This window comes from Paraburkholderia panacisoli (assembly GCF_008369935.1).
GTDB lineage: Bacteria > Pseudomonadota > Gammaproteobacteria > Burkholderiales > Burkholderiaceae > Paraburkholderia > Paraburkholderia panacisoli.
Window position 1 is genome coordinate 319,002 of sequence record NZ_VTUZ01000007.1, and the last position, 24,151, is coordinate 343,152.

The 24,151-nt window shown below is 65.5% G+C and carries 18 protein-coding genes; 12 read left to right on the top strand and 6 right to left on the bottom strand.

Annotated elements, in window-relative coordinates:
* Positions 1-5: 5 nt before the first annotated feature.
* Complete coding sequence (locus FVF58_RS13660; RefSeq protein WP_149670422.1) at positions 6-1,505, bottom strand: aminotransferase-like domain-containing protein; 1,500 nt, start codon at positions 1,503-1,505, stop codon at positions 6-8.
* Between the two features lie 177 nt (positions 1,506-1,682).
* Between FVF58_RS13660 and FVF58_RS13665 the strand changes: the two genes are divergently transcribed.
* The gene (locus FVF58_RS13665) at positions 1,683-2,057 is read left to right on the top strand and encodes a hypothetical protein (protein WP_149670423.1); all 375 of its coding nucleotides are present in this window, start codon (positions 1,683-1,685) and stop codon (positions 2,055-2,057) included.
* A gap of 68 nt (positions 2,058-2,125) precedes the next feature.
* A complete protein-coding gene (locus FVF58_RS13670; RefSeq protein WP_149670424.1) occupies positions 2,126-2,647 on the top strand; it encodes an LEA/WHy family protein in 522 nt (173 codons plus the stop codon).
* Positions 2,648-2,782: 135 nt separating this feature from the next.
* On the opposite strand, the gene FVF58_RS13675 is transcribed toward FVF58_RS13670, so the two are convergent.
* From FVF58_RS13675 to FVF58_RS13685, 3 genes are all read right to left on the bottom strand, one after another.
* Positions 2,783-3,961 (bottom strand): acetyl-CoA C-acyltransferase, encoded by a 1,179-nt coding sequence (locus FVF58_RS13675; RefSeq protein ID WP_149670425.1) that lies wholly within the window; start codon positions 3,959-3,961, stop codon positions 2,783-2,785.
* A 147-nt stretch (positions 3,962-4,108) separates the two neighbouring features.
* On the bottom strand, positions 4,109-6,193 hold the full coding sequence (locus FVF58_RS13680) for a 3-hydroxyacyl-CoA dehydrogenase NAD-binding domain-containing protein (protein ID WP_149670426.1): 2,085 nt from the start codon (positions 6,191-6,193) through the stop codon (positions 4,109-4,111).
* 175 nt (positions 6,194-6,368) lie between these two features.
* Positions 6,369-8,045 (bottom strand): 3-(methylthio)propionyl-CoA ligase, encoded by a 1,677-nt coding sequence (locus FVF58_RS13685; protein WP_149670427.1) that lies wholly within the window; start codon positions 8,043-8,045, stop codon positions 6,369-6,371.
* A gap of 201 nt (positions 8,046-8,246) precedes the next feature.
* Between FVF58_RS13685 and FVF58_RS13690 the strand changes: the two genes are divergently transcribed.
* The 5 genes from FVF58_RS13690 (at position 8,247) to FVF58_RS13710 (ending at position 12,278) form a co-directional block, all read left to right on the top strand.
* Positions 8,247-9,803, top strand: a complete 1,557-nt coding sequence (locus FVF58_RS13690; RefSeq protein ID WP_149670428.1) for a protein adenylyltransferase SelO — start codon at positions 8,247-8,249, stop codon at positions 9,801-9,803.
* A gap of 188 nt (positions 9,804-9,991) precedes the next feature.
* Positions 9,992-10,414, top strand: a complete 423-nt coding sequence (gene msrB, locus FVF58_RS13695; protein WP_149670429.1) for a peptide-methionine (R)-S-oxide reductase MsrB — start codon at positions 9,992-9,994, stop codon at positions 10,412-10,414.
* A 228-nt stretch (positions 10,415-10,642) separates the two neighbouring features.
* Positions 10,643-11,173 (top strand): septation protein A, encoded by a 531-nt coding sequence (locus tag FVF58_RS13700; RefSeq protein WP_149670430.1) that lies wholly within the window; start codon positions 10,643-10,645, stop codon positions 11,171-11,173.
* Position 11,174: 1 nt separating this feature from the next.
* The gene (locus FVF58_RS13705) at positions 11,175-11,489 is read left to right on the top strand and encodes a BolA family protein (protein ID WP_121318239.1); all 315 of its coding nucleotides are present in this window, start codon (positions 11,175-11,177) and stop codon (positions 11,487-11,489) included.
* Positions 11,490-11,498: 9 nt separating this feature from the next.
* The gene (locus FVF58_RS13710; RefSeq protein WP_149670431.1) at positions 11,499-12,278 is read left to right on the top strand and encodes a peptidylprolyl isomerase; all 780 of its coding nucleotides are present in this window, start codon (positions 11,499-11,501) and stop codon (positions 12,276-12,278) included.
* A gap of 244 nt (positions 12,279-12,522) precedes the next feature.
* Here FVF58_RS13710 and purL read toward each other — a convergent pair whose 3' ends face one another.
* Positions 12,523-16,602 carry a phosphoribosylformylglycinamidine synthase gene (gene purL, locus FVF58_RS13715; protein ID WP_149670432.1) on the bottom strand — a complete coding sequence of 1,360 codons (4,080 nt, stop codon included), beginning with the start codon at positions 16,600-16,602 and terminating at the stop codon, positions 12,523-12,525.
* 306 nt (positions 16,603-16,908) lie between these two features.
* Here purL and FVF58_RS13720 point away from each other — a divergent pair, with 306 nt between their 5' ends.
* The 3 genes from FVF58_RS13720 to pgi all read left to right on the top strand — a co-directional run bounded on the left by FVF58_RS13720 (position 16,909) and on the right by pgi (position 21,881).
* A complete protein-coding gene (locus tag FVF58_RS13720; protein ID WP_149670433.1) occupies positions 16,909-18,207 on the top strand; it encodes an FAD-dependent oxidoreductase in 1,299 nt (432 codons plus the stop codon).
* A 188-nt stretch (positions 18,208-18,395) separates the two neighbouring features.
* Entirely contained in the window at positions 18,396-19,985 is a 1,590-nt protein-coding gene (locus tag FVF58_RS13725; RefSeq protein WP_149670434.1) for an NAD(P)H-hydrate dehydratase, read from the top strand.
* 273 nt (positions 19,986-20,258) lie between these two features.
* A complete protein-coding gene (gene pgi / locus FVF58_RS13730; RefSeq protein ID WP_149670435.1) occupies positions 20,259-21,881 on the top strand; it encodes a glucose-6-phosphate isomerase in 1,623 nt (540 codons plus the stop codon).
* 230 nt (positions 21,882-22,111) lie between these two features.
* Here the strand turns inward: pgi and FVF58_RS13735 are convergent, their stop codons facing one another.
* A complete protein-coding gene (locus tag FVF58_RS13735) occupies positions 22,112-22,798 on the bottom strand; it encodes an ABC transporter ATP-binding protein (protein ID WP_149670436.1) in 687 nt (228 codons plus the stop codon).
* On the opposite strand from FVF58_RS13735, the gene FVF58_RS13740 reads away from it, so the two are divergent.
* Positions 22,797-23,504, top strand: a complete 708-nt coding sequence (locus FVF58_RS13740) for an arylesterase (RefSeq protein WP_149670437.1) — start codon at positions 22,797-22,799, stop codon at positions 23,502-23,504. The genes FVF58_RS13735 and FVF58_RS13740 overlap by 2 nt on opposite strands.
* A gap of 115 nt (positions 23,505-23,619) precedes the next feature.
* Positions 23,620-23,961 (top strand): hypothetical protein, encoded by a 342-nt coding sequence (locus tag FVF58_RS13745; RefSeq protein ID WP_149670438.1) that lies wholly within the window; start codon positions 23,620-23,622, stop codon positions 23,959-23,961.
* Positions 23,962-24,151 lie beyond the last annotated feature (190 nt).

Below are 24,151 nucleotides of genomic sequence, written 5' to 3' on the forward strand. Positions count from 1 at the left end.
ACCCGCTATCGCCTCGGCGCATGGGCGGCCAGCCTTTGCGCCAGGCGCCCCAATCTGCGCACCGCTTCGTCGGCCCGATTGAGATCCGTGCTCGGGCAACTCAAGCGGATGAAGTGATCGAAACGCCCCGCGTTCGAAAACACCGTCCCCGGCATGATGCGAATACCGTCATCCAATGCGGCGTCGAAAAGCGCCGCCGACGAGACGTCGCGCGGCAACTCGATCCAGAAAAACATCCCGCCGCGCGGCGGCGTGAAGCGCGTGCCTTCGGGAAACGACGCGGCCACCGCCGCCGCCATCCGTTCGCGCTGTAGTCGCAAGCCATCGCGCAAACGCCGCAGATGCCGCTCGTAGGCGCTGGTTTCCAGAAAGCCGGCGAGCACCACTTGCGACAGCTGTTCGTTATGCCGCGACTGCGCGAACTTCAGCATGCCGATGCGTGGATGCCAGCGTCCGCCGTTGATCCAGCCGACCCGCATGCCGGGCGCCAGCGTCTTGTTGAACGACGTGCAGTGGATCACCGTGCCGTCGGTGTCCCACGCTTTCAGCGATCTGGGCGGCTGCGCGGCGTCGGCGAGTTCGCGGTACGGATCGTCCTCGATCAGCGCGATGCCGGCGCGCGCGCAGAGTTCGACAAGGCTCGCCTTGTGCGCGTCGGGCATCACGCTGCCCAACGGGTTTTGCAGGTTCGGCACGACCACCACCGCCTTGATGTCGGGATGCGTTTGCAGCGCGAACGCCAGCGCTTCGATCGCGATGCCGGTGCTCGGACTGGTCGGGATTTCGAGCGCGCGCAGGCCGAGACTTTCGAGCGCCTGCAGCAAGCCGAAAAAGCACGGCGACTCGACCGCAACGGTATCGCCCGGCTGCGTCACCGCGCGCAACGCGAGGTTGACGGCTTCAATGCCGCCGTGCGTCATGATGATGTCGTCCGCGCTGATCTGGATGCCCGCGTCGAGCGCGCGTCTCGCGATGATCGCGCGCAACGCCGGGTCGCCCTGAGCGTGGCCGGCGGCGGTCAGCAACGTCGGCTGCCGGCGCAGCGCGCGCAACGCGGCTTTCTGCAACGCGTCGGTCGGGTACAGGTCGGGCGACGCGGTCGCGCCGCCGAGATTCAGCGCGTCAGGATAGCGCTGGAATTTCGACACGATCGTGGAAATCGCCGAATGAATGCCGACGAACTGCGCGGCACCCAGCATCGCGAGATCGGGTTCGGACGCGGCCGGCAATGCGGCTGCCGGCGGCACGCGCACGAAATAGCCGGCACGCGGCCGGGCGTCGATCAGCGCGGCGCGTTCGAGCACGCGATAGCTCTCGGTCGCCGTCGCGAGGCTCACGTGATGGCGTTGCATGAACGCACGCATCGACGGCATGCGGTCGCCGGGACGCAGCACGCCGTTGCCGATCGCGCGGCGGTATTGGTCGGCCAACTGCCGGTAGAGCGGCTGGCTGTCCGAAAGACGGTCGGTGGACGGGCCGCTCTGGCTGAGGATGAATTCGGTCATGAGCCGATGGTGCGGACAGATCGCGCGCCGCGACAGATACACATCGCCGCGATTCTGACCGATACAGCATGTCGAAACGTGGCACTGCACCGGTTCAGATTGTCGACGGCTGCCGCTGTTTTCACGTGGACGGACTCCATAAGCTGTACAGCATGAAAACGATTCAAAGGATCTGTCATGTCTGTGCGTCAACCTGTTGCCGACCCGCGCCGCCCCGGCGCTTTACGTGTTGCCGCCGCGCAGGTGGCCATGCACGACTTGCGCGCGGGTAGTTCGATCGTGGCCGTCGAGGGCGCGCTGCAACTCGGCTTCCGCGATCATTCGCTGGCATGGCTGGGCGATGCCGTGCCGCTTACGTCGCTCGCCTTGCATGAAGGCGAGCGGTTTGTGATGCCGCAACGCGGCGTCGTGACGATCAGCGCGATGCAGGCGCAGGCCGCCGCGTTCATCGTGCTGTGCCCGAGTACGGATCACGGCGTGCAGGGTCTCGTCCGTCGCGCCGCCCATCGTCTGGCCGCGCTCGTCAGAACACGGTTGGGGCGCGCCGCCTGAAACGCTCTGCTCGCGCGATGCCGCCCGGTACAATGCGTGATCAACCCGCTTCCTTCGAGGTGCTGGTCATGTCCTTGCCGCGCGCGCCGCTGTCCAGCGGTCTGTCGGGTCTTTATCGCCTGCTCGCCGTCTTCACGTTTTTCACGCTTGCCGCGCTCACGCTCAATGGCTGCGCCGGGCTGTTCGGCGGCGATCCGTTGCGCGTCAGCGTGGCCGGCATCGAACCGATCGCCAGCCAGGGGCTGGAGATGCGCTTCAACGTCAAACTGCGCGTGCAGAATCCCAACGATTCCACGGTCAGCTTCAACGGCGTGTCGCTCGATCTCGAACTGAACGGCAAGCCGTTCGCCAGCGGCGTCAGCGATCAGGCGGGCACCGTGCAGCGCTTCGGCGAAACCATCGTCACCGTGCCGCTGACCGTGCCGGCTTTCGCCGCCGTTCGCCAGGCCTTCGCGGTCGCGGACGCCGCGCAGTCGGGGCAGATTCCGTACATCCTGCGCGGCAAGCTCGCGGGCGGCATGACGGGCACGACGCGCTTCATCAATCAGGGGACGTTGAACCTGTCATCGCTTGGGGCGGGTTCACCGTGATCCCGGCAATTCCATCGAACAACTCTGATCCCCTCGCGAACAAAAAACGAACACCACGGATTCGGTGCGGATTTCCCGCTACCGCACCGAACCCGCAGCGCCCGCCCTCTCAGGTCTCCTCCAGCACGGCCCGCCTCACACCACTTCGAACAACCCCGCCGCGCCCTGCCCGCCGCCGATGCACATCGTCACGACGACCAGCTTCGCGCCGCGCCGCTTGCCTTCGATCAGCGCATGGCCGGTGAGCCGCGCGCCGGACACGCCATACGGATGCCCGACCGCAATCGCGCCGCCGTTCACGTTCAGGCGATCCTGCGGAATGCCGAGCTTGTCCGCGCAATACAGCACCTGCACCGCGAACGCCTCGTTCAATTCCCACAGGTCGATGTCCTCGACCTTCAGACCCGCCTGCTTCAGCAGCTTCGGCACCGCGAACACCGGGCCGATGCCCATTTCGTCCGGCTCGCAGCCGGCCACCGCGAAGCCGCGGAAAATGCCGAGCGGCTGCAGCCCTTCACGCTCCGCGACTTTCGCGTTCATCACAACGCAAGCCGACGCGCCGTCCGAGAACTGGCTCGCGTTGCCGGCGGTGATCACGCCGCCCGGCATCGCGGTGCGAATCTTCGACACGCCTTCCAGCGTCGTGTCGGCGCGAATGCCTTCATCGCTGCTGACGGTCACTTCCTTCGTGGACAGACGGCCGCTCGCTTTGTCGGCGACGCCGGCGAGCACCGTCAACGGCACGATCTCGTCCTTGAACCTGCCGGCTTCGAGCGCGGCCGCCGCGCGTTGCTGCGAGCGCACGCCGTACTCGTCCTGACGTTCCTTCGAGATCGAATAGCGCTTCGCGACGTTCTCGGCGGTCTGCAGCATCGACCAGTAGATTTCCGGTTTGTTTTTGCTGAGCCAGCCTTCGGCCATCATGTGGCGGTTCATCTCGTTCTGCACGCACGAGATCGACTCCACGCCGCCGGCGACGAACACGTCGCCTTCACCGGCGATCACGCGTTGCGCGGCGAGCGCGATAGTTTGCAATCCCGAAGAACAGAAACGGTTCACCGTCATGCCCGGCACGCTGACCGGCAAACCGGCGCGCAACGCGATCTGCCGCGCGATATTGCCGCCCGTCGCGCCTTCCGGATTCGCGCAGCCCATGATCACGTCCTCGACGCGCGCCGGGTCGAGCTTCGCGCGTTCGACGGCGGCCTGCGTCACGTGGCCGCCGAGCGTCGCGCCGTGCGTCATGTTGAAACCGCCGCGCCATGATTTGGCAAGGCCCGTGCGGGCGGTCGATACGATTACGGCGTCAGTCATGCATATCTCCTACTTCCAGATGTCGATGGTGGCGCGTCGGCAAATCGCCAGGCGATTTACGCTCCGATTCGCGCATCAAAGTACGCTGCGAATCCGGAGCCGAAGCGCGCCACCTCATTCGTTTGATCCGAGGGGCCGTCAGCCCGCTCAGCCGTTGAACCCGTGCCCTTCGGCCACCAGCTTCGCGAGGCCCGGCGCGAGTTGCCACGCGTCGCCGTTCGGCCGCGCCGCGTAGCGGCGGATCGCGCGCTCCACGTTGTAGAGGCCGACCGTGTCCGCGTACAGCATCGGGCCGCCGCGATAGAGCGGGAAGCCGTAGCCGGTCAGATAGACCATGTCGATGTCCGACGCTTTCGACGCAATGCCTTCTTCGAGAATCTTCGCGCCTTCGTTGACGAGCGCGAACACGAGGCGCTCGACGATTTCCTCGTCGCTGATCTTGCGGCGCTCGCCGTTGATTTCCTTCGAGAACGCGCCGATCATCTCGTCGACCACTTGCGACGGATACGCGGTGCGGTCGCCCGTCTTGTAGTCGTACCAGCCGCCGCCGGTCTTCTGCCCGAAGCGGCCCATCTCGCACAGGCGGTCGGCGATCTTCGAGTAATGGATATCAGGACGTTCCTGATAGCGGCGCTTGCGGATCGCCCAGCCGATGTCGTTGCCGGCCAGATCGCTCATGCGGAACGGGCCCATCGCGAAACCGAACTTCTCGATGGCCTTGTCCACCTGCGCGGGCAGCGCGCCTTCTTCGAGCATGAAGAGCGCCTGACGCACGTACTGCTCGATCATCCGGTTGCCGATGAAGCCGTCGCACACGCCGGACACCACTGCGGTCTTCCTGATCTTCTTCGCGAGTTGCATCACGGTGGCGAGCACGTCTTTGGCGGTTTCCTTGCCGCGCACCACTTCGAGCAGCTTCATCACGTTGGCCGGGCTGAAGAAGTGCAGGCCGACCACGTCCTGCGGACGCTTCGTGAACGCGGCGATCTTGTCGACGTCGAGCGTCGACGTATTCGACGCGAGGATCGCGCCGGGCTTGGCGACTTCGTCAAGACGCTTGAACACCTGCTCTTTCACGCCCAGTTCTTCGAACACGGCTTCGACGATCAGGTCGGCGCTCCTCAGGTGGTCGTAGGAAAGCGTGGGCGTGATCAGCGCCATGCGCTCTTCGAGCGCTTCGGGCTTCAACTTGCCTTTCTTGACGCTGGCTTCGTAGTTCTTGCGGATCGTCGCGAGGCCGCGGTCGAGCGCTTCCTGTTTCGTTTCCAGCAGCGTGACCGCAATACCCGCGTTGATGAAGTTCATCGCGATGCCGCCGCCCATCGTGCCCGCGCCGATCACGGCCACCCGGCTGATGTCGCGCAGCGGCGTATCGGCAGGCACATCGGGAATTTTGCTGGCCGCGCGTTCGCCGAAGAACGCATGGCGCAGCGCACGGCTTTCCGGCGTCTGCACCAGCGCGATAAAGCATTCGCGCTCGAATGCGAGGCCCTTGTCGAAACCGTTCTGCACGCCCGCTTCGACAGCGTCGATACATTTGTGCGGCGCCGGGAAGTTCTTCGCGATCGCCGCGACGCTATTGCGCGCGAACTGGATGAAACCGGCCGCGTTCGGATGCTCGATCTTGCGATCGCGCACCTTCGGATGCGGGCCTTGCTTTGCGCCGACCTTGCGGGCGAACGCGAGCGCCGCCTCAAGCAGATCGCCTTGCACGACTTCGTCGAACAGGCCCGAGTCGGCCAGCTTCTCCGACAGCACCGGCGCGCCGGAGACGATCATGTTGAGCGCGGCTTCGAGGCCGATTGCGCGCGGCAGGCGCTGCGTGCCGCCCGCGCCCGGCAGGATGCCGAGCTTCACTTCCGGCAGCGCGATCTGCGCGCCGGGCGCGGCGATGCGGTAATGCGCGCCGAGCGCCAGCTCCAGGCCGCCGCCCATCGCGACGCTGTGGATGGCTGCGACCACCGGCTTCGCGCTGCCTTCGACGATCTTGATGACCGTGGCGAGCGTCGGCTCCTGAGTGGCTTTCGGCGTGTTGAATTCGGTGATGTCGGCGCCGCCCGAGAAAGCCTTGCCCGCGCCGGTCAGCACGATGGCCTTGACGTCCGGGTCGTTCTGCGCGCGCTCGATCCCCTCGACGATGCCCGCCCGCGTCGACAGGCCGAGGCCGTTTACCGGAGGATTGTTCAGCGTGATGACGGCCACGCCGTCTTGAGTTGTGTAATTCACTGCCATCTGCCTGCCTCCATGCGATCCATGCCAATCATGCGATTAGGCGGCACATTGCGCGCCGGCCATCCGGGTTACCGAGTCGGCTCATTGTCCGACTCATTGGCCGGCTCTGCAGCCGACCAGCGTTCCCCGGTCTACAGGCAGGATACACAGAAAAGCACGATCGTTCAATTTATCTCTAGGCAGGGTTTCCCCTGGCAAGCAGGCAGTGCTGTTCATCGTCGAGCGCGGACGGCAGCACGTGGTCGCGGAAAGCTGCGCGCAGCTTCAGTTTCTGCAGCTTGCCGGTAGCGGTATGCGGCAGTTCGTCGACGAACGCGACGTCGTCGGGAATCCACCACTTGGCGACCTTGCCTTCGTAGAACGCGAGCAGTTCTTCGCGCGTGACATCCAGGCCGGCGCGCTTGACGACCACCAGCAGCGGACGCTCGGTCCACTTCGGATGCGCGCACGCGATGCAGGCCGCTTCCGCCACCGCCGGATGCGCGATCGCGACGTTCTCGATATCGATCGAGCTGATCCATTCGCCGCCGGATTTGATCACGTCCTTCGAGCGGTCGGTGATGTGCAGGAAGCCGTCGCGGTCGATAGTGGCGACGTCGCCGGTCGGGAACCAGCCGTCCACCAACGGCGAGTCATTCTTGCAGAAATACCGGTTGATCACCCACGGTCCGCGCACATGCAGATCGCCGAACGCGACGCCGTCCCACGGCAGTTCGCGCCCGTCCTCGCCGACGATCTTCATGTCGACGCCGTACAGTGCGTGGCCCTGCTTTTCGAGCAACTTGCGCTGCTCGGCAAGCGGCCGCTGACTCTGCTCCCAGGTCAGCTTCGACAGCGTGCCGAGCGGTGACATTTCGGTCATGCCCCACGCGTGGATCACCTGCACGCCGTAGTCGTCCTCGAACGTGCGCAGCATGGCCGGCGGACACGCGGAGCCGCCGATCACCGTGCGCTCCAGCGACGAAAACGTCACGCCCGCGTCGCGCAGGTAGTTCAGCAAGCCGAGCCACACGGTCGGCACGCCGGCCGAATACGTGACGCGTTCGCTTTCCATCAGCTCGTAGAGCGACTTGCCGTCAAGGTCCTTGCCGGGGAACACCAGCTTCGCGCCGGTCAACGGCGCGGCGTGCGGAATGCCCCACGCGTTCACATGGAACATCGGCACGACGGGCAGCACGCAATCGCGTGCGGACAGGCTCATCGCATCGGGCAGGGACGCGCCGAACGCATGCAGCACCGTCGAGCGATGCGAATAGAGCGCGCCCTTCGGATTGCCCGTAGTGCCCGACGTATAGCAAAGGTAGGACGCCTGGCGCTCGTCGAGAGACGGCCATTCGAAGTCGCCGTTCTGCGCGGCCATCAGCGTCTCATAGCTGAACACCGGCGTTTGCATGACGGGCAGATGCGCGTCGTCGGCCAGCGCGATCCAGCCGCGCACTTTCGGGCATTGCGGCGCGAGCACGTCGACGAGCGGCGCGAACGTGGTGTCGAACAGCACGTAGGCGTCGTCGGCGTGATTGACGATGTAGGCGACCTGCTCGGGAAAGAGCCGCGGGTTGATCGTGTGGCAGACGGCGCCGAAGCCGGTCGTGCCGTAGTACGTTTCCAGATGCCGGTAGCCGTTCCACGCGAGCGTCGCGATCCGCTCGCCGGGTTCTACGCCCAGCGCGATCAGCGCCTGCGCGAGCTGCTTCGCGCGCTTCTCGCAATCGCGGTAGGTGTAGCGGTGCAGGTCGCCTTCGATGCGCCGCGAGACGATCTCGGTGCTGCCGAAATGCCGCGCGGCATGCGCGAGCAATGAGGGCACGGTGAGCGGCACGTCCATCATCTGGCCCAGCAGCGGCGTCGTCATAAAGCGGGATCTCCTCGGCTTGTCTGTTTTCGATTGGGTTGTGGTCCGGGAGCCGATTGGACGTGTCTCGCTGCGCGGCGGCGAAATCCGCAAAGCCGGCGACAGAGGGGGTACCACATCGGGGTGCAGCATCGTCCAAAGGCCGGCCAGCAGCTCCGCGGGCGCGGACTTACAATATCGGTTAATCCAGAGGCGCTCAACATGTCGTTTTCCCCAAGCATTGCAGGGTTATCCGAAGCTTTAACGGATCTTTCCACCACTCTTGTCACTCCTCCGCCGAGCGCGTTCGCGCAGCTCGGCAGCGCGTTTCTCACGCGTCTGCCCGCCGCGCCGCTCAGCGCGCCGTATATGGTCGGCTTCTCCACGGAGACTGCCGCGCTGCTCGGGCTCGCGCCTGAGCTTCGCAACGATCCGGGCTTCGCCGAACTGTTCTGCGGCAACGCGACGCGTGAGTGGCCAGCCGAAGTATTGCCTTATGCATCGGTGTACTCGGGCCATCAGTTCGGCGTGTGGGCGGGTCAGCTCGGCGACGGCCGCGCGCTCGGTCTCGGCGAAATCGAACACGACGGCGAGCGCTTCGAGCTGCAGCTCAAGGGCGCGGGACGCACCCCCTATTCGCGCATGGGCGACGGCCGCGCGGTGCTGCGCTCGTCGATCCGCGAGTTTCTCTGTTCGGAAGCGATGCATCATCTCGGCATTCCGACCACCCGCGCGCTGTGCGTGATCGGCTCCGATCAGCCGGTGCGGCGCGAGACCGTCGAAACCGCCGCCGTGGTCACGCGCGTGGCGCCGAGCTTCGTGCGCTTCGGCCACTTCGAGCACTTCTATTCGAACGATCGCGTCGATGCGCTGCGTGCGCTCGCCGATCACGTGATCGAGCGTTTCTATCCGCATTGCCGCGAAGCCGACGATCCGTATCTCGCGCTGCTGAACGAAGCGGTGCTGTCCACCGCCGACCTGATGGTCGAGTGGCAGGCGGTCGGGTTCTGTCACGGCGTGATGAATACCGACAACATGTCGATCCTCGGCCTCACGATCGACTACGGTCCGTTCGGCTTCATGGACGGCTTCGACGCCGGCTACATCTGCAACCACTCCGACTCGCAGGGCCGTTACGCGTACCGGATGCAGCCGCAGATCGCCTACTGGAATCTGTTTTGCCTCGCGCAAGGGCTCTTGCCCCTGCTCGGCGAGCAGCACGACGAAAGCGTGCGCAGCGACAAGGCGATCGAAGACGCGCAGCGCGTGCTCGGCGGTTTCAAGGAGCGCTTCGCGCCGGCGCTGGAGCGGCGCATGCGTGCCAAGCTCGGCCTCGAAAACGAGCGCGACGGCGACGATGCGCTGGTCAATCGCCTGTTCGAGTTGATGCACGCGAACCGCGCCGATTTCACGCGGACCTTCCGCAATCTGGCGCGCATGTCGAAACACGACGCGAGCGGCGACGCGCCGGTGCGCGACCTGTTTCTCGATCGCGCCGCGTTCGATGCGTGGGCGAACGACTATCGCGCGCGACTGTGCGAAGAAACACGCGACGACGCCGCGCGCGCCATTGCAATGAACCGTGTGAACCCCAAATTCGTACTTCGCAATCATCTGGCGGAAACGGCGATCCGCCGCGCGAAAGAGAAGGATTTTTCCGAAGTGGAGCGTCTGGCGGCAGTGCTGCGCCGCCCATTCGACGAACAGCCCGAGCACGAAGCCTATGCGGGCTTGCCGCCCGACTGGGCAAGCTCGCTGGAAGTGAGTTGCTCGTCGTGACGCGTCTGCGAGACGCAGAAATGCACCTGATTCTGTGTGATGAGCCGAGTGAACCGTGCAGCCGCGATTCGAGCCGCGATGAAGCGTGAACGAACGCCGACCGAAGCCTGAAAGAAAGCCGATTGAACACCGAACCCGGCCCGCACACCGAGCATCCCCCCAAAACAAGCCCGAGACAGGAACCGACCATGAACAAGCCCGACGACCTGAACCCCGATGCCCCCGCCGTGCAGAAAGACGACGCCGAGTGGCGCAAGCAGCTGTCCGACATCGAATACCAGGTGACCCGCCACGCGGCCACCGAACGCCCGTTCACGGGCCGCTACCACGATCACTGGGACCGCGGCATCTACGACTGTGTGTGCTGCGGCACGCCGCTGTTCGAATCGGACACCAAGTTCGACGCCGGCTGCGGCTGGCCGAGCTACTTCAAGCCGATCAACGGCGAGGTGATCGCCGAGAAAACCGACCGCTCGCACGGCATGTTGCGCATCGAAGTGCAATGCAAGAACTGCGGCGCGCATCTGGGCCACGTGTTCGAAGACGGCCCCGCGCCGACCGGTCTGCGCTACTGCATCAATTCGGCTGCGTTACAATTCGAGCCCAAGTAACGCTGTGCGAAGTCCGGCGCGTTGCCGGCAGGCGCGCGCCATCGGGCGTCCGGCGGCTGCGACGCCCTTGATCCAGCCTGCGGGCCTGCCACCCTTGCGCGGCAGGCTCGCGACGAACAGCCGGGTAAAGCCGTCCGTTTGCCATGGCAGCCTGGCGCGGCTAGCACCACCGGGCGCTTCGCACTGCGCCCTCACCTTCGACTCACTCTGCGAATTCCCGACCAGATAATGAAATTCCTGTTCGATCTGTTCCCGATCATCCTGTTCTTCGTCGCCTTCAAGATATGGGGCATTTTCACGGCGACGGCAGTGGCGATCGTCGCCACGCTGGTGCAGATCGCTTGGGTGGCCTTCCGCCACCGCAAGGTCGATCCGATGCTGTGGGTGAGCCTCGGCGTCGTCACGGTGTTCGGCGGCGCCACGCTCGTGCTGCACAACGACACCTTCATCAAGTGGAAGCCGACCGTGTTGTACTGGGCGTTCTCCGTCGCGCTGATCGTCTCGCAACTGGCCTTCAACAAGAACCTGATCGAAGCGATGATGGGCAAGCAGATCACGCTGCCACACGCGATCTGGGGCAAGCTGAATATCGTGTGGGCGGTGTTTTTCGTGCTGCTCGGGCTCGTCAATCTGTTCGTCGCGTATCACTACACGACCGACCAATGGGTCAATTTCAAGCTGTTCGGCGCGACCGGATGCCTGCTGGTGTTCATCGTCGGGCAGAGTTTGTGGCTTGCGAAATACATGAAGGAAGAATGACATGACGAGCGATGTATTCATGCACGCCACCACCGCCGAGCGCGCCGCGCTGATCGAGGCGCGTCTCACCGCCGCGCTCGCGCCGGTCGAATCGATTCGCATCACCGACGACAGTGCGCAGCACGCGGGCCACGCGGGAGCCTCCGCCGGCGGTCATTTCAGTGTCACGATCGTGGCTGCCGCATTTGCCGGCAAAGCCCGCGTGGCGCGGCATCGCATGGTGTATGATGCGCTGGCCGATGCCATGCAGCGCGGCATTCATGCCCTTGCCATCACGGCGTATACGCCCGAAGAATTTGCTTTGTTGCCCCGCTAGGAACTTCCGATGACTTTGAAGAAAACCCGCCTTTGGGTATTGCTGGCTGCATTTGCGGCCGCACCTGCATTTGCACAGAACATCGCTGTCGTGAACGGCACGCCGATTCCGAAAGCGCGCGCCGATGCGCTGATCGACCAGCTGGTTCACCAAGGCCAGCAAAACACGCCGCAACTTCAAATGGCAGTGCGCGAAGAACTGGTGAACCGCGAAATCCTGATGCAGGAAGCGCTGCGCCGCGGCCTGCCGAATCGTCCGGACATCAAGGCGCAAATCGCCGTCGCGCAACAGACCGTCGTGCTGCGCGCGCTGATCGAAGACTTCGTGAAGAACAATCAGCCGAGCGACGCCGAAATCACCGCGCGCTACAACGCGCTGATCAAGGACGCGGGCGGCAAGGAATATCACCTGCACCACATCCTCGTCGACAACGAGCAGCAGGCGAAGGACCTGATCGCGAAGATCAAGGGCGGCGCAAGCTTCGAAGAGCTCGCCAAGCAATACTCGAAGGACCCGGGATCGGGCAAGAACGGCGGCGATCTCGACTGGTCGGACCCGAAGGCCTACGTGCCTGAATTCGCGGACGCGGCCACGCATCTGCAGAAAGGCCAGATGACCGACACGCCGGTGCATACGCAATTCGGCTGGCACATCATCCGTGTCGACGACGTGCGCGATACCACGCCGCCGCCGCTGGATCAGGTGCGCGCGCAGATCGTGCAGCAGATCCAGCAGGAAAAGCTGCAGGCGTTCGAAGAAGGTCTGCGCAAGAACGCGAAGATTCAGTAAGCGGGATCTCGAGTGACCGCTTCGTCTGGAGTCTGAAGCAGAAAAGCCGCCCACGAGGGCGGCTTTTTTTATTTACTGCGGGTTTTGTTGTCGCAGCTTTTTGCGTTGTGCGAAGCGTAGTGTGAAACCTGGGGTGAGGCTCAACGTCGGGCACATCGTAAAACGCGGTGCGCAGCGCGAGCCGCCTGAACGTGAGTCACACAACAAGGCCGCCACCCAAAGCAAGCGGCGGCCCTGCCTCAGATCACCCCAACCAGCGGCGCGCGTTCTGGAACACGCGCATCCACGGGCTAGCGTCCGTGCCGCCCTCGCCCCAGCCTTCCGGATGCCAGCTCATCTGCACCGCGCGATGCACGCGTTCGGTGTGCGGCATCAGTACCGTGAAGCGGCCATCGGCGGTCGTGACCGACGCGATGCCGTTCGGCGAACCGTTCGGATTGAACGGATATTGCTCGGTCGCCTGGCCACGGTGATCGACGTAACGCATCGCCACCGCCACCGTCGACGCATCGCCTTGCTGCGAGAAGTCCGCATAGCCTTCGCCGTGCGCGACCGCCACCGGAATGCGCGAGCCTTCCATGCCGGCGAAGAAGATCGACGGCGACGCCTGCACTTCGACCAGCGAGAAGCGCGCTTCGAATTTCTCCGACTTGTTGCGCGTGAACTTCGGCCACGCCTCGGCGCCCGGGATCATCGACGCGAGGCTGCTCATCATCTGGCAGCCGTTGCAGATGCCGAGCGCGAACGTGTCTTCGCGGCCGAAGAATGCGGCGAACATGTCGGCCAGTTGCGCATTGAAGCGGATCGCCTTCGCCCAGCCTTCGCCTGCGCCCAGCGTGTCGCCGTATGAGAAGCCGCCGCACGCCACCGCGCCGGCGAAGTCCGCCAGGTTCGCGCGGCCCGCGAGCAGGTCGCTCATGTGCACGTCGTGCGCGTCGAAGCCGGCGCGGTCGAACGCGTAGGCCGTTTCGAGGTGCGAGTTGACGCCCTGCTCACGCAGGATCGCAACACGCGGACGCGCGCTCTTGCCAATATATGGCGCGGCGACGTCTTCAGCCGGATCGAAGCTCAGTACCGCCGTGATGCCCGGATCAGCGGCGTCCAGCAGCGCGTCGTATTCCGCGTCGGCGCAGGCCGGGTTGTCGCGCAGACGCGCGATACGCCAGCTCACTTCGCTCCACGTGCGATGCAGTTCGGTGCGCGGCGCTTCGTAGATCTTCTTTGCGTCGCGATAGATTTCGATCGCGTCGCGCTCGGTGATCTTGCCGATCACATGCGAGCACGCCGACAGCCCGTGTTCGCGCAACGCGACCAGCACCGCGTCGCGGTCCGCTGCGCGCACCTGGATCACGCCGCCCAGCTCTTCGTTGAACAGCGCGCGCATCGTGCGGTCTTCACGGCGGCCGCTGGTCTGCTTCGCCCAGTCTTTCGCGTCGCCGTAATCGGATTCGTGATGCGGATCGAGCACCAGCATGTCGACGTTCAGCGACACGCCGACGTGACCCGCAAACGCCATTTCGCACACCGTCGCCCACAGGCCGCCGTCCGAACGGTCGTGGTAAGCGAGCAGCTTGCCGTCGCTGTTCAGCGCCTGGATTGCGTTGAAGAAGCGCTTCAGGTCTTCAGGATCGTCGATGTCGGGGACCGTGTCGCCGACCTGCTGCGTGACCTGCGCGAGGATACTGCCGCCCAGACGATGCTTGCCGCGGCCGAGGTCGATCGCGATCAGCACCGAGTCGCCGACCTCGCTCATGCGGCGCAGTTGCGGCGTGAGCTGCTTGCGCACGTCTTCGACCGGCGCGAACGCCGAGATGATCAGCGAGACCGGCGCGACCACTTCCTTTGCGACGCCACGGTCTTCCCACTTGGTGCGCATCGACAGCGAATCCTTGCCGACCGGGATGCTGATGCCGAGCGCCGGGCACAGCTCCATGCCGATCGCCTTGACCGTGTCGTACAACGCCGCGTCTTCGCCCGGCGCGCCGCACGCGGCCATCCAGTTCGCCGACAGCTTCAGCTTGTCGAGCGACGCGATCGGCGCGGCCGCGATGTTCGTGACCGCCTCGCCGACCGCCATGCGGCCTGAAGCCGGCGCGTTGATCACGGCGAGCGGCGTGCGCTCGGCCATCGTCATCGCTTCGCCTCTGAAGCCCGCGTAGTCCATCGTCGTGATCGCGACGTCGGCCACCGGCACTTGCCACGGGCCGACCATCTGGTCGCGCGCGGTCGTGCCGCCCACCGAGCGGTCGCCGATCGTAATCAGGAACGACTTGCTCGCGACCGTCGGATGACGCAGCACGCTCTGCGCGACATCCGGCAACGCGATGCCGGTGACGTCCACCGGTTCGAGCCGCTGCTCGACGCGCTTGACGTCGCGATGCATGCGCGGCGCCTTGCCGAGCAGCACTTCCATCGGCATGTCGACCGGCTGATGGGCGGCGGCGTCGTTCAGTTCGGAGTCGATCAGCTTCAACTGACGCTCGGCGGTGGCCGTGCCGATCACCGCGAACGGGCAGCGCTCGCGCTTGCACATCGCTTCGAAGGCCGGCAGATCGGCCGGCGCGATCGCCAGCACGTAGCGCTCCTGCGCTTCATTCGACCAGATTTCGCGCGGCGACAAGCCACTCTCTTCAAGCTGGATCTTGCGCAGCTCGAACAGCGCGCCCTTGCCCGCGCCGTCCACCACTTCCGGGAACGCGTTCGACAAACCGCCCGCGCCCACGTCGTGAATGCTCAGGATCGGGTTCTTCTCGCCGAGCTGCCAGCACGCGTTGATGACTTCCTGCGCGCGGCGTTCGATTTCCGGATTGCCGCGCTGCACCGAGTCGAAGTCGAGTTCGGCGGTGTTGGTGCCGGTCGCCATCGAGCTGGCCGCGCCGCCGCCCATGCCGATGCGCATGCCCGGGCCGCCGATCTGGATCAGCAGCGAACCTTCCGGCAGGTCGTGCTTGTGCGTGTGCTGGTCCGAGATGTTGCCGATGCCGCCGGCGATCATGATCGGCTTGTGATAGCCGCGCACGAGGCCCGCGACGTTCTGTTCATAAGCACGGAAATAACCGCCCAGATTCGGTCGGCCGAATTCGTTGTTGAACGCGGCGCCGCCGAGCGGGCCGTCGATCATGATCTGCAGCGGCGATGCAATGCGGTCGGGACGGCCATAGGCTTCGTGCTGGTCGGCCGGATTGCGGTGCGCGAGCAGTTGCGCGGCGTCGCGCGCGTTTTCCCATGCCTCGACGCCGTCGGGTAACTCGAGGTTCGACACCGTGTAGCCCGCCAGGCCCGCCTTCGGACGCGCGCCGCGGCCGGTCGCGCCTTCGTCGCGGATTTCGCCGCCCGCGCCGGTCGCGGCGCCCGGGAACGGCGAGATCGCGGTCGGGTGATTGTGCGTTTCCACCTTCATCAGCGTGTGCGTGAGTTCGACGCTGCGGCGGTAGTGCTCCGGCATCGCGCCGGGCTCGGCCGGCGTGCGCGGGAACCAGCGCTCGGCCATGCCGCCCGCCATGATCGCCGAGTTGTCCGAATACGCGACGATCGTGCCCTGCGGGTTCAGCTTCTCGGTGTTGCGGATCATGTTGAACAGCGAGATGTCCTGCTTCTCGCCGTCGATGGTCCAGTCCGCGTTGAAAATCTTGTGGCGGCAGTGCTCGCTGTTGGCCTGCGCGAACATCATCAGTTCGACGTCGGTCGGGTTGCGGCCGAGCTTCGTGAACGCGTCGACCAGGTAGTCGATTTCGTCGTCGGCGAGCGCGAGGCCCAGCTCCGTGTTCGCGGTTTCCAGCGCGCCACGGCCGTGACCGAGCACGTCGACGGTTTGCAGCGGCTTGGCCGGCAGTTCGTCGAACAGATGCAGCGCGTGGTCGCGCGACGGTGACACGCTTTCGGTCATGCGGTCGTGCAGCGCCGCCGAGACAGCCTCGCGGGCTTCGTCGGAGAGCACCTTCTTGCCGCCCAGCAGGCCGCTTTTCAGCGTGACCGTGTACTCGACGCCGCGCTCGATGCGGCGCACCTGCGTGAGCCCGCACAGATGGGCGATGTCGGTGGCCTTGCTGGCCCACGGCGAGACCGTGCCGAAACGCGGCACCACGAGGAAGGTTTCGGCGACGCCGCGCTCCTTGCCTGCTTCGAGCGGATCGCCGTAGTGCATGAGCGCCTCGATCTTCGCGGTGTCTTCAGCGGAGAGCGGCGTTTGCGCGTTGACGAAGTGCAGGTATTGCCCGCGTACGCCAGTGATATTCGGGTCGATGCGCGTGAGCGTTTCGAGCAGGCGGGTTTGACGGAAATCGGAAAGGGCCGAAGCGCCGGGGAAACACGAGAAGTGGGCCATGGACTTGACGTTGCGTCGCTCAGTGATGCCGAGAAGTCGCGCATGCAGGCGACGTGAGGCGGAAAGGAAGTCCGGGATTATACCCCGGGAACAGGCTTCCAGCGGGCCTGGCGGTGTGCGTTCGGTCCGCGCTCGGGCGCCGCCGGGCGATGCGCGGCGCGTGGCCGCGGCGGCGCTTTGACTGCTATCATTCGCCCTTTCACCAGATCGGCGCGAGCCGCCCGAGCCATGCCGGGCAGCGCGCCGCATGCCACGTTCAACGGGAATGCGCCGCTTCGGCGTCCCGTCGGCAATTCGAATCAAAACATGGATGTCATCGTCATTGGCGGCGGGATAGCGGGCGTCGCCACCGCTTATCACCTGCGCGCGGCCGGCCACCGCGTATGCGTCGTCGAGCGCCACGCCACCGTCGCGCAGGGCGCGACCTACGGCCACGGCGGCAATGTCCTGCCGACCCCGCTCGACGTCTGGTTCGGCCCGACTTTCCTCGCGAGCCGTCAGAACGCAAAGAACGGCGTCATCAACAAAATCGGCTTCAACGGGGCGGCGCGTCAGTTCGTCAAGCAGCTCGCCGCGTTGCAGGAACCGGAGGCGTTCGCCCGCCAGTATGGCCGCTTGCGCCCGCTGATCGAAGCGTCGCGTGACGCGATGGCCGACGTGGAAGCGCGCTTCGGTCTCGAATTCGAACAGACCAGCGGGCTGCTCCATCTGGTGCGCGCCGAGCACGAATGGGAGCAGACCCAGCCCGCGCTCGGCCTGCTGCGCCAGTACGAAGTGCCGCATCATGTGCTGACGCCGGCCGAATGCGCCGCGTATGAGCATTCCGTGCGCACCGAGCCGGAATTCGCCGGCGGCGTGCTGTTCGAGCGGGAGCGCACGGCGAACTGTCCGCTGTTCGCCAAGCTCATCAAGCAGACCCTCGACTCGCAAGGTGGCGTGCAGTTCATGCTGGGCTGCGAGGTCTCGGCGATCCGCCTCGAAGGCCAGCGCGCGTCCGTGGAGCTGGCGCCGCGCGCCGGTGCGGCCGCCCGTTCGCGCGAAGTCGAAGTGATCCACGCCGACGCGGTCGTGGTGGCCGCCGGTCACGGCAGCCTTGCGCTGCTCGAGCGCATCGGCTTGCGGCTGCCGCTGCATCCGCTGCGCTTGCACACGCTGGTCGCGCCGATCGCGCATGAGGAATGCGCGCCGCACGTGGCGATCGTCGACGCGGTCAAGCGGATCGGCATCAGCCGGATGAACCAGCGGCTGCGGATCGCTGGCGGCGCGGTGCTGCAAAGCGCCGGCCAGATCGACAAGCCATTGGGCGAAGCCGTGACCAAGGAAGCGCTCGCGCTGCTCGGCCAGGCGACGCACGACTGGATTCCTGGCGCCGCGCGGATTTCGGCGGCGCTGCCTTGGGAAGGCGTCAAGCTGCTGTCGCCGGACGGCTTGCCGGTGATCGGCAACGCGCTGCATCCGCGTTTGTTCGTCAACGCGGGCCACGGTCCGGCGGGCTGGGGCCTGGCCTGCGGCGCGGGCAAGCTGGTCGCCGACCTGCTGTCGGGCCACGCGCCGGGCTTGCCCGACGACACGCTGGCGGCGCTGCGCACGGACCGCTTCCAGTAACGTCCGGTTTCAGCGGTAATCCGCTTTCGGCTCTCGCGCGGGCTGCTTTGACGCCGCCCGCGAGCGGGCTGAAAGAGCCGCCCGCAGCGCCTGCATCGGCACTAACATAGCGGTTCCCAAGCTTCCCGCCCCGCACCGGACCGACCGGAACCAGCGGGGACCCACCGGACGAACCGCCAGGCCTCGCCATGACAGACGCCGAAAACACGCCCCCGACGCTCATCGACCCGCACCAGCGGGCGCTGCCCCTGCTCACGCTGACCGACCTGCGGATCGCGGAAGCGCAAGCCGCGGCGGCGTTGCCGCAGCACACGCTGATGGCGCGCGCGGGCCAGTCGGCCGCGAGCCTGCTCGACGAACAGATCACCCGCGACACGTCGATCGCCCGCTCGAAACAGCGCGTGTGGCTGATCGCCGGCCCCGGCAACAACGGCGGCGACGCGTTGGTCCTCGCGACCGGGCTGCATAAAACCGGCATCGCGGTGGAGCTGTGCATGCCGGTGGAAGTGAAACCGGACGACGCGCGCTGGGCACTCGACGCGGCCCGCGCCGCGGGCGTGCCGATCACCACGGCGCCGCCGGCGTCGCTCGACGGCTACCGCTGGCTCGTGGACGGGATGTTCGGCATCGGCCTCAAGAGGCCCCTCGAAGGCGTGTTCGCGAGCGTCGCGCGGCAGTTGTCGCAACGCGCGAAGGCTCGGCCCAGGAAAGGCGGCGTGCTCGCGCTCGACGTCCCCAGCGGCCTCGACAGCGACACCGGCACGATCGTCGGCGATGGCGACGGCGCCGCCGTCCACGCGACCCACACGATCACTTTCATCGGCGCGAAGCCGGGTCTGTTCACCGCGCAGGGCCGCGACCTGGCCGGTGCGGTGACGGTCGCGCCGATCGGCGTCGACAGCAGCCAGCGCACGAGCGTGCAGCTGAATGCGCCCGAGCTGTTCGGCGCGTTCCTGCCGCCGCGCGACTTCGCGACCAACAAGGGCACCTTCGGCAGCCTCGCGGTGGTCGGCGGGGACTCCGGCATGTGCGGCGCGCCGATCCTCGCGGCGCGCGCGGCGCTCTTCAGCGGCGCAGGCAAGGTGCACGTCGCGCTGCTGGGCGACGGCGCCCCGCCCTACGATCCGCCGCATCCCGAACTGATGCTGCATGCGCTCGACGATCTACCGCTCGACAGGATGGACGCGCTCGCCGTCGGCTGCGGAATGGGGCACCGCGAAAGCGCGACGCGGGTGATGCACGACGTGCTGAAGCTCGACGTGCCGAAGCTGTTCGACGCGGACGCGCTGAACCTGATCGCGAAGGACCCCGCGCTCGCCGCCGAACTCACTGCGCGCGGCGTGCAAGGCGACCCGTGCATTCTCACGCCCCATCCGCTCGAAGCCGCGCGCCTGCTCGGCAGCGACGCGCCCGGCGTGCAGCGCGACCGGCTCGGCGCGGCCCGCGCGCTGGCCGCGCGCTTTGCCAGCGTGGTGGTGCTGAAAGGCACCGGCACGATCATCGCCGCGCCGGACGGCCGCCTCGCGATCAATCCGACCGGCAACGCCGCTCTGGCGACGGGCGGCACCGGCGACGTACTCGGCGGGATCATCGGCGCGCTGCTCGCGCAACATCTGCCGCGCTACGAAGCGGCGCTGGCGGGCGTCTACCTGCACGGCCTCGCCGCCGACACCCTCAGCGCGCAAGGCCACGGCCCGGCCGGCCTGACGGCGGGCGAACTCGCGCCGATGGTGCGGACCTTGCTTAACCGCCTGTTCTATCCGCCCGCGCACACGTGACGCACCCATCCCAACCTTTGCGCGCTGAAGCCAAACGGGTACAGCCTGTCACGCAACGCCGCTATACTGATTAACTGCGCCGCACGATCGGATCGTTTGCGGGTGCGGTGAGACTTCAACGGCCCCCTGCGCTGGATGGCGGGCCGTCGAGGCCTCACCGGCGCCCATGCACGAACCCGGCTGCGCGGCATCGCTCTAACAGCCTCGTTGCATCATCCGCGGCAGCGCTTCACGCGCGCGCCTTTCTTCGTGCCCCTTGGTTAGACGGACGCTATGACCCAGAACTCGCTCCCCTCCTGGTCCTCGCTGCAAACGCATTACGAGAAGATTCGCGATGCCCACATGCGCGACTGGTTCGCCCCCGAGAACGATCCCGCCCCTACCCGTGCCGAGCGCCTCACGTTCGCCGGCGGCGGTCTCGCGGCTGATTTCTCGAAGCACCGCGTGACCGACGAAACCCTGCAACTGCTCGTGCAACTCGCGCGCGAAGCCGGCGTCGAGAAGCGCCGCGACGCGATGTTCGCAGGCGACGTGGTCAACCCGACCGAAGGCCGCGCCGCGTTGCATACCGCGTTGCGCGCGACCGATCCGAAGGCGCCGTTCTTCGCCCAGGTGCAGGCCGAGCGCGCGAAGATGGCCGCGTTCGCCGAGCAGGTGCGCAGCGGCGCATGGACCGGCTACACCGGCAAACGGATTCGCTACATCGTGAACATCGGCATCGGCGGCTCGGACCTCGGGCCGAAGATGGTCGTGCACGCGCTGCACCATCTGGCCGCGCCGGAGATCGCCACGCACTTCGTGTCCAACGTCGACGGCGCCGATCTGTACAACGTGATGCAACAGATCGACCCGGAAGAGACGCTCGCGATCATCGTCTCGAAGACCTTCACCACGCTCGAGACCATGACCAACGCGCGCTCGCTGCGCGACTGGTTCATCCAGAAAGGCTGCCCGGAAAGCGCACTTGCGAAGCACTTCGTCGGCGTGTCGGCCAATCCCTCCGAAGTGGTCAAGTTCGGCATCGCGAAAGAGAACGTGTTCGAGATGTGGGACTGGGTCGGCGGCCGTTACTCGCTGTGGTCGGCGGTGGGTCTGTCGATCATGATCGCGGTCGGCCCGCAGCAGTTCGGCGAGCTGCTCGCCGGCGCCAACGAGATGGACCAGCATTTCCGCGATGCGCCGCTCGAGAAGAATCTGCCGGTGCTGCTCGGCATGATCGGCATCTGGTATCGCAACTTTTTCGGCTCGCAGAGCTATCTGGTCGCGCCGTATTCGGAAGCGCTGCATTTCCTGCCGTCGTATCTGCAACAGCTCGAGATGGAGAGCAACGGCAAATCGGCTCGGCTCGATGGCGCGATGGTCGACTATCCGACTTCGGCCGTGACCTGGGGCGAACCGGGCACGAACGGCCAGCATGCGTTCTTCCAGATGCTTCACCAAGGCCCGACCATCGTGCCGATCGACTTCATCGCGGTGCTGACGCCGGAGCATCCGCTGGTCAGTCATCATCCGAAGCTGCTCGCCAACTGCTTCGCGCAAAGCGAGGCGCTGATGCTCGGTCGCACGCTCGAGGAAGCCAAAAAAGTGGCCGGGCCGGACAAGCCGGAACTCGCGCCGCATCTCGTGTTTCCTGGCAACCGTCCGACCGCGACACTGCTCGTCGACGCGCTGACCGCGCGTTCGCTCGGTGCGTTGATCGCGTTGTACGAGCACAAGGTGCTGGTGCAGGCCTCGGTGTGGAACATCAATCCGTTCGATCAATGGGGCGTCGAATTGGGCAAGATTCTCGGCAAGGTGGTCGAGGCCGATCTGACCGCCGCCAGCGTGGATGCGAAGAAGCATGACTCGTCGACGTCGGCGTTGATCGCGCGGGCGCGCGCTGCGTTGAAGCGGTGAGTGTGAGTGGCGCCGCGGTGTCAGCGAGTCGTTGAGCAGCATGCGGTTACGTGCGGTTGCGTCGCTACCTGCATCGTTTGGCGTGCTGCAGAGTTGCCGCAAGTTGCAGCTCCATGCTCGACGGCAACCATGAGCCGCAATGAAAAAGCGGGCCGTCAGTTCACACACGGCCCGCTTTGCTTTTGTATCGATGGTCACCGCTCGCGCCTCGCCGCGCGCGAGCGTCCCGTTCACGCGATCCGTCCCGCCTCGATCGTCACGGTCGTATCGCAACGACGCGCCAGCTCGATATCATGCGTGACGAGAATCAGCGTCGCACCGTTCGCGCGGTTCATCTCGAACATCAGATCGATCACCGCATGACCGGTGGCGGCATCGAGGCTGCCGGTCGGCTCATCGGCGAACAGGATGGCCGGGTGCGTGACGAACGCCCGCGCCAATGCGACGCGCTGCTGCTCGCCACCTGACAGCAGCTTCGGATAATGACTGGTGCGCTGCCCGAGACCCACCTGCTCCAGCAGCGCACGCGCGCGCGCCGCAGCCTCGCGCGTGCCGATGCCGCCTTGCAGTTCGAGCGGCAAAGTGACGTTTTCGAGCGCCGTCAGATGCGGCATCAGCTGAAACGACTGGAAAACGAAGCCGACCGAGCCGCCGCGCAATGCGGCCCGTTCGTCTTCGCTCAGTTCGGTCAGCTCGCGACCCAGCAACCGAACCGAGCCCGAGCTTGCGCTGTCCAATCCTGCGAGCAAGCCGAGCAGCGTAGACTTGCCCGACCCGGATGCACCGACGATCGCCACACTGCTGCCGGCAGCGATAGCAAGATCGATGTCGTCGAGAATCGTCAGTTCACCCGTTGCATCCTTAACCTTCTTGCACAAACCCCGCACTTCAATGACTGGATCAGTTTTGTTTAGCATGGTGAAGCGTAGGTTGAAAGTGCTCGCCATAGCCCCTCGCGCAACGGCGCGGATGACTACAGCACTAGGCTCGGCCGTCGCGACCGCTGCGCTGTTTTCGATGCCCTTGCCGGTTCACGCCGCCAATGCGCCGGAACCCGCCAAGCCGGTGATCGTCGTGCTCGGCGACAGCATCTCGGCCGAATACGGCTTGCCCCGCGACACGGGCTGGGTGGCCTTGCTGCGCCAGCGTCTCGCCGACCAGCGACTCGATTATAGCGTTGCCAATGCAAGCATCAGCGGCGACACCACGAGCGGCGGCCGGGCTCGCTTGCCGGCGCTGATGCAGCGTCTGAAGCCGAGCATCGTAATCGTCGAGCTCGGCGCCAACGATGCATTGCGCGGCGTGCCGCTCCCCACTACCGAAGACAACCTGCGCACGATCATCGAGCAGGCTCAACAGGGTCACGCGAAGGTCGTGCTGGTGGGCATGTATGTCCCACCTAATTACGGCCCGGACTACACCCAGAAGTTCCACGGCATGTACGGCGAATTGTCGAAGCAATTAAAGGTGCCATTGGTGCCCTTCCTGCTCGCGGGCATTGCCGATAAACCGGAAATGTTCCAGGCGGACCAGTTTCATCCGACGCAGCAGGCACAGCCAGTGCTACTTGAAAACGTGTGGCCCGCTGTCAGGCCACTTCTTCGCACAAGTTCGCCGCACTGAAAAGCTTGCTAACAACTTGTTTCTAGAACTTCGGGAACACGGGTGGCAACGGTCGCTCTGACACTTTCACATCCGTGCAACCGGCTCGATTCTGAGCGACTCATGAGGAGATAACGTGAAATACCTACCGTTAATCGCTTTCACCGTGGCAATTTCTGCCTGCGCCGCTCAACCGCCTGCTGGCGTTCAATCCGTCGGCCAGAGCCAGCAACCGCCCAAGGCCGTGGCCAGCTGCATCGCGCAGAAATGGGCGGACGGCTCGCAGCAACAGGTCGTCTCGCAAAACACGCTCGCCAACGATCAGGCGATGGATGTTTATGCTCCCGGCCAGCAGCCCCCTAATGGCGCAGCCGCAGTGGTACGCCCGTCCTACACCGGCAAAGGCACGTGGGTCGGCTTCCGTGGGGCCGGCGCTGCGGACAGCAACGCCACCAGTGCAATCAGCGGCTGCCTGTAACGAAATGCCGCTCACCATCGTTTGACGCGCGTTGTGATCGTCAAATGAAAAAGCCCCGCAATGGCGGTAATGCCGTTCAGTTAAGAACTGAACGGCATTTTCATTTGCGGAGCAGGAAGAAGTTGTAAACGGCGCGCCGGGATGTTAACTTTTCGGCGCGATGCTCTCAGCCCACCTTACCTACCTGATC

Excerpts from the sequence above, each read along its gene's own strand:
- FVF58_RS13660 (WP_149670422.1), bottom strand. The coding sequence starts at position 1,505 with ATGACCGAATTCATCCTCAGCCAGAGCGGCCCGTCCACCGACCGTCTT.
- FVF58_RS13665 (WP_149670423.1), top strand. The coding sequence starts at position 1,683 with ATGTCTGTGCGTCAACCTGTTGCCGACCCGCGCCGCCCCGGCGCTTTA.
- FVF58_RS13670 (WP_149670424.1), top strand. The coding sequence starts at position 2,126 with ATGTCCTTGCCGCGCGCGCCGCTGTCCAGCGGTCTGTCGGGTCTTTAT.
- FVF58_RS13675 (WP_149670425.1), bottom strand. The coding sequence starts at position 3,961 with ATGACTGACGCCGTAATCGTATCGACCGCCCGCACGGGCCTTGCCAAA.
- FVF58_RS13680 (WP_149670426.1), bottom strand. The coding sequence starts at position 6,193 with ATGGCAGTGAATTACACAACTCAAGACGGCGTGGCCGTCATCACGCTG.
- FVF58_RS13685 (WP_149670427.1), bottom strand. The coding sequence starts at position 8,045 with ATGACGACGCCGCTGCTGGGCCAGATGATGGACGTGCCGCTCACCGTG.
- FVF58_RS13690 (WP_149670428.1), top strand. The coding sequence starts at position 8,247 with ATGTCGTTTTCCCCAAGCATTGCAGGGTTATCCGAAGCTTTAACGGAT.
- msrB (WP_149670429.1), top strand. The coding sequence starts at position 9,992 with ATGAACAAGCCCGACGACCTGAACCCCGATGCCCCCGCCGTGCAGAAA.
- FVF58_RS13700 (WP_149670430.1), top strand. The coding sequence starts at position 10,643 with ATGAAATTCCTGTTCGATCTGTTCCCGATCATCCTGTTCTTCGTCGCC.
- FVF58_RS13705 (WP_121318239.1), top strand. The coding sequence starts at position 11,175 with ATGACGAGCGATGTATTCATGCACGCCACCACCGCCGAGCGCGCCGCG.
- FVF58_RS13710 (WP_149670431.1), top strand. The coding sequence starts at position 11,499 with ATGACTTTGAAGAAAACCCGCCTTTGGGTATTGCTGGCTGCATTTGCG.
- purL (WP_149670432.1), bottom strand. The coding sequence starts at position 16,602 with ATGGCCCACTTCTCGTGTTTCCCCGGCGCTTCGGCCCTTTCCGATTTC.
- FVF58_RS13720 (WP_149670433.1), top strand. The coding sequence starts at position 16,909 with ATGGATGTCATCGTCATTGGCGGCGGGATAGCGGGCGTCGCCACCGCT.
- FVF58_RS13725 (WP_149670434.1), top strand. The coding sequence starts at position 18,396 with ATGACAGACGCCGAAAACACGCCCCCGACGCTCATCGACCCGCACCAG.
- pgi (WP_149670435.1), top strand. The coding sequence starts at position 20,259 with ATGACCCAGAACTCGCTCCCCTCCTGGTCCTCGCTGCAAACGCATTAC.
- FVF58_RS13740 (WP_149670437.1), top strand. The coding sequence starts at position 22,797 with ATGGTGAAGCGTAGGTTGAAAGTGCTCGCCATAGCCCCTCGCGCAACG.
- FVF58_RS13735 (WP_149670436.1), bottom strand. The coding sequence starts at position 22,798 with ATGCTAAACAAAACTGATCCAGTCATTGAAGTGCGGGGTTTGTGCAAG.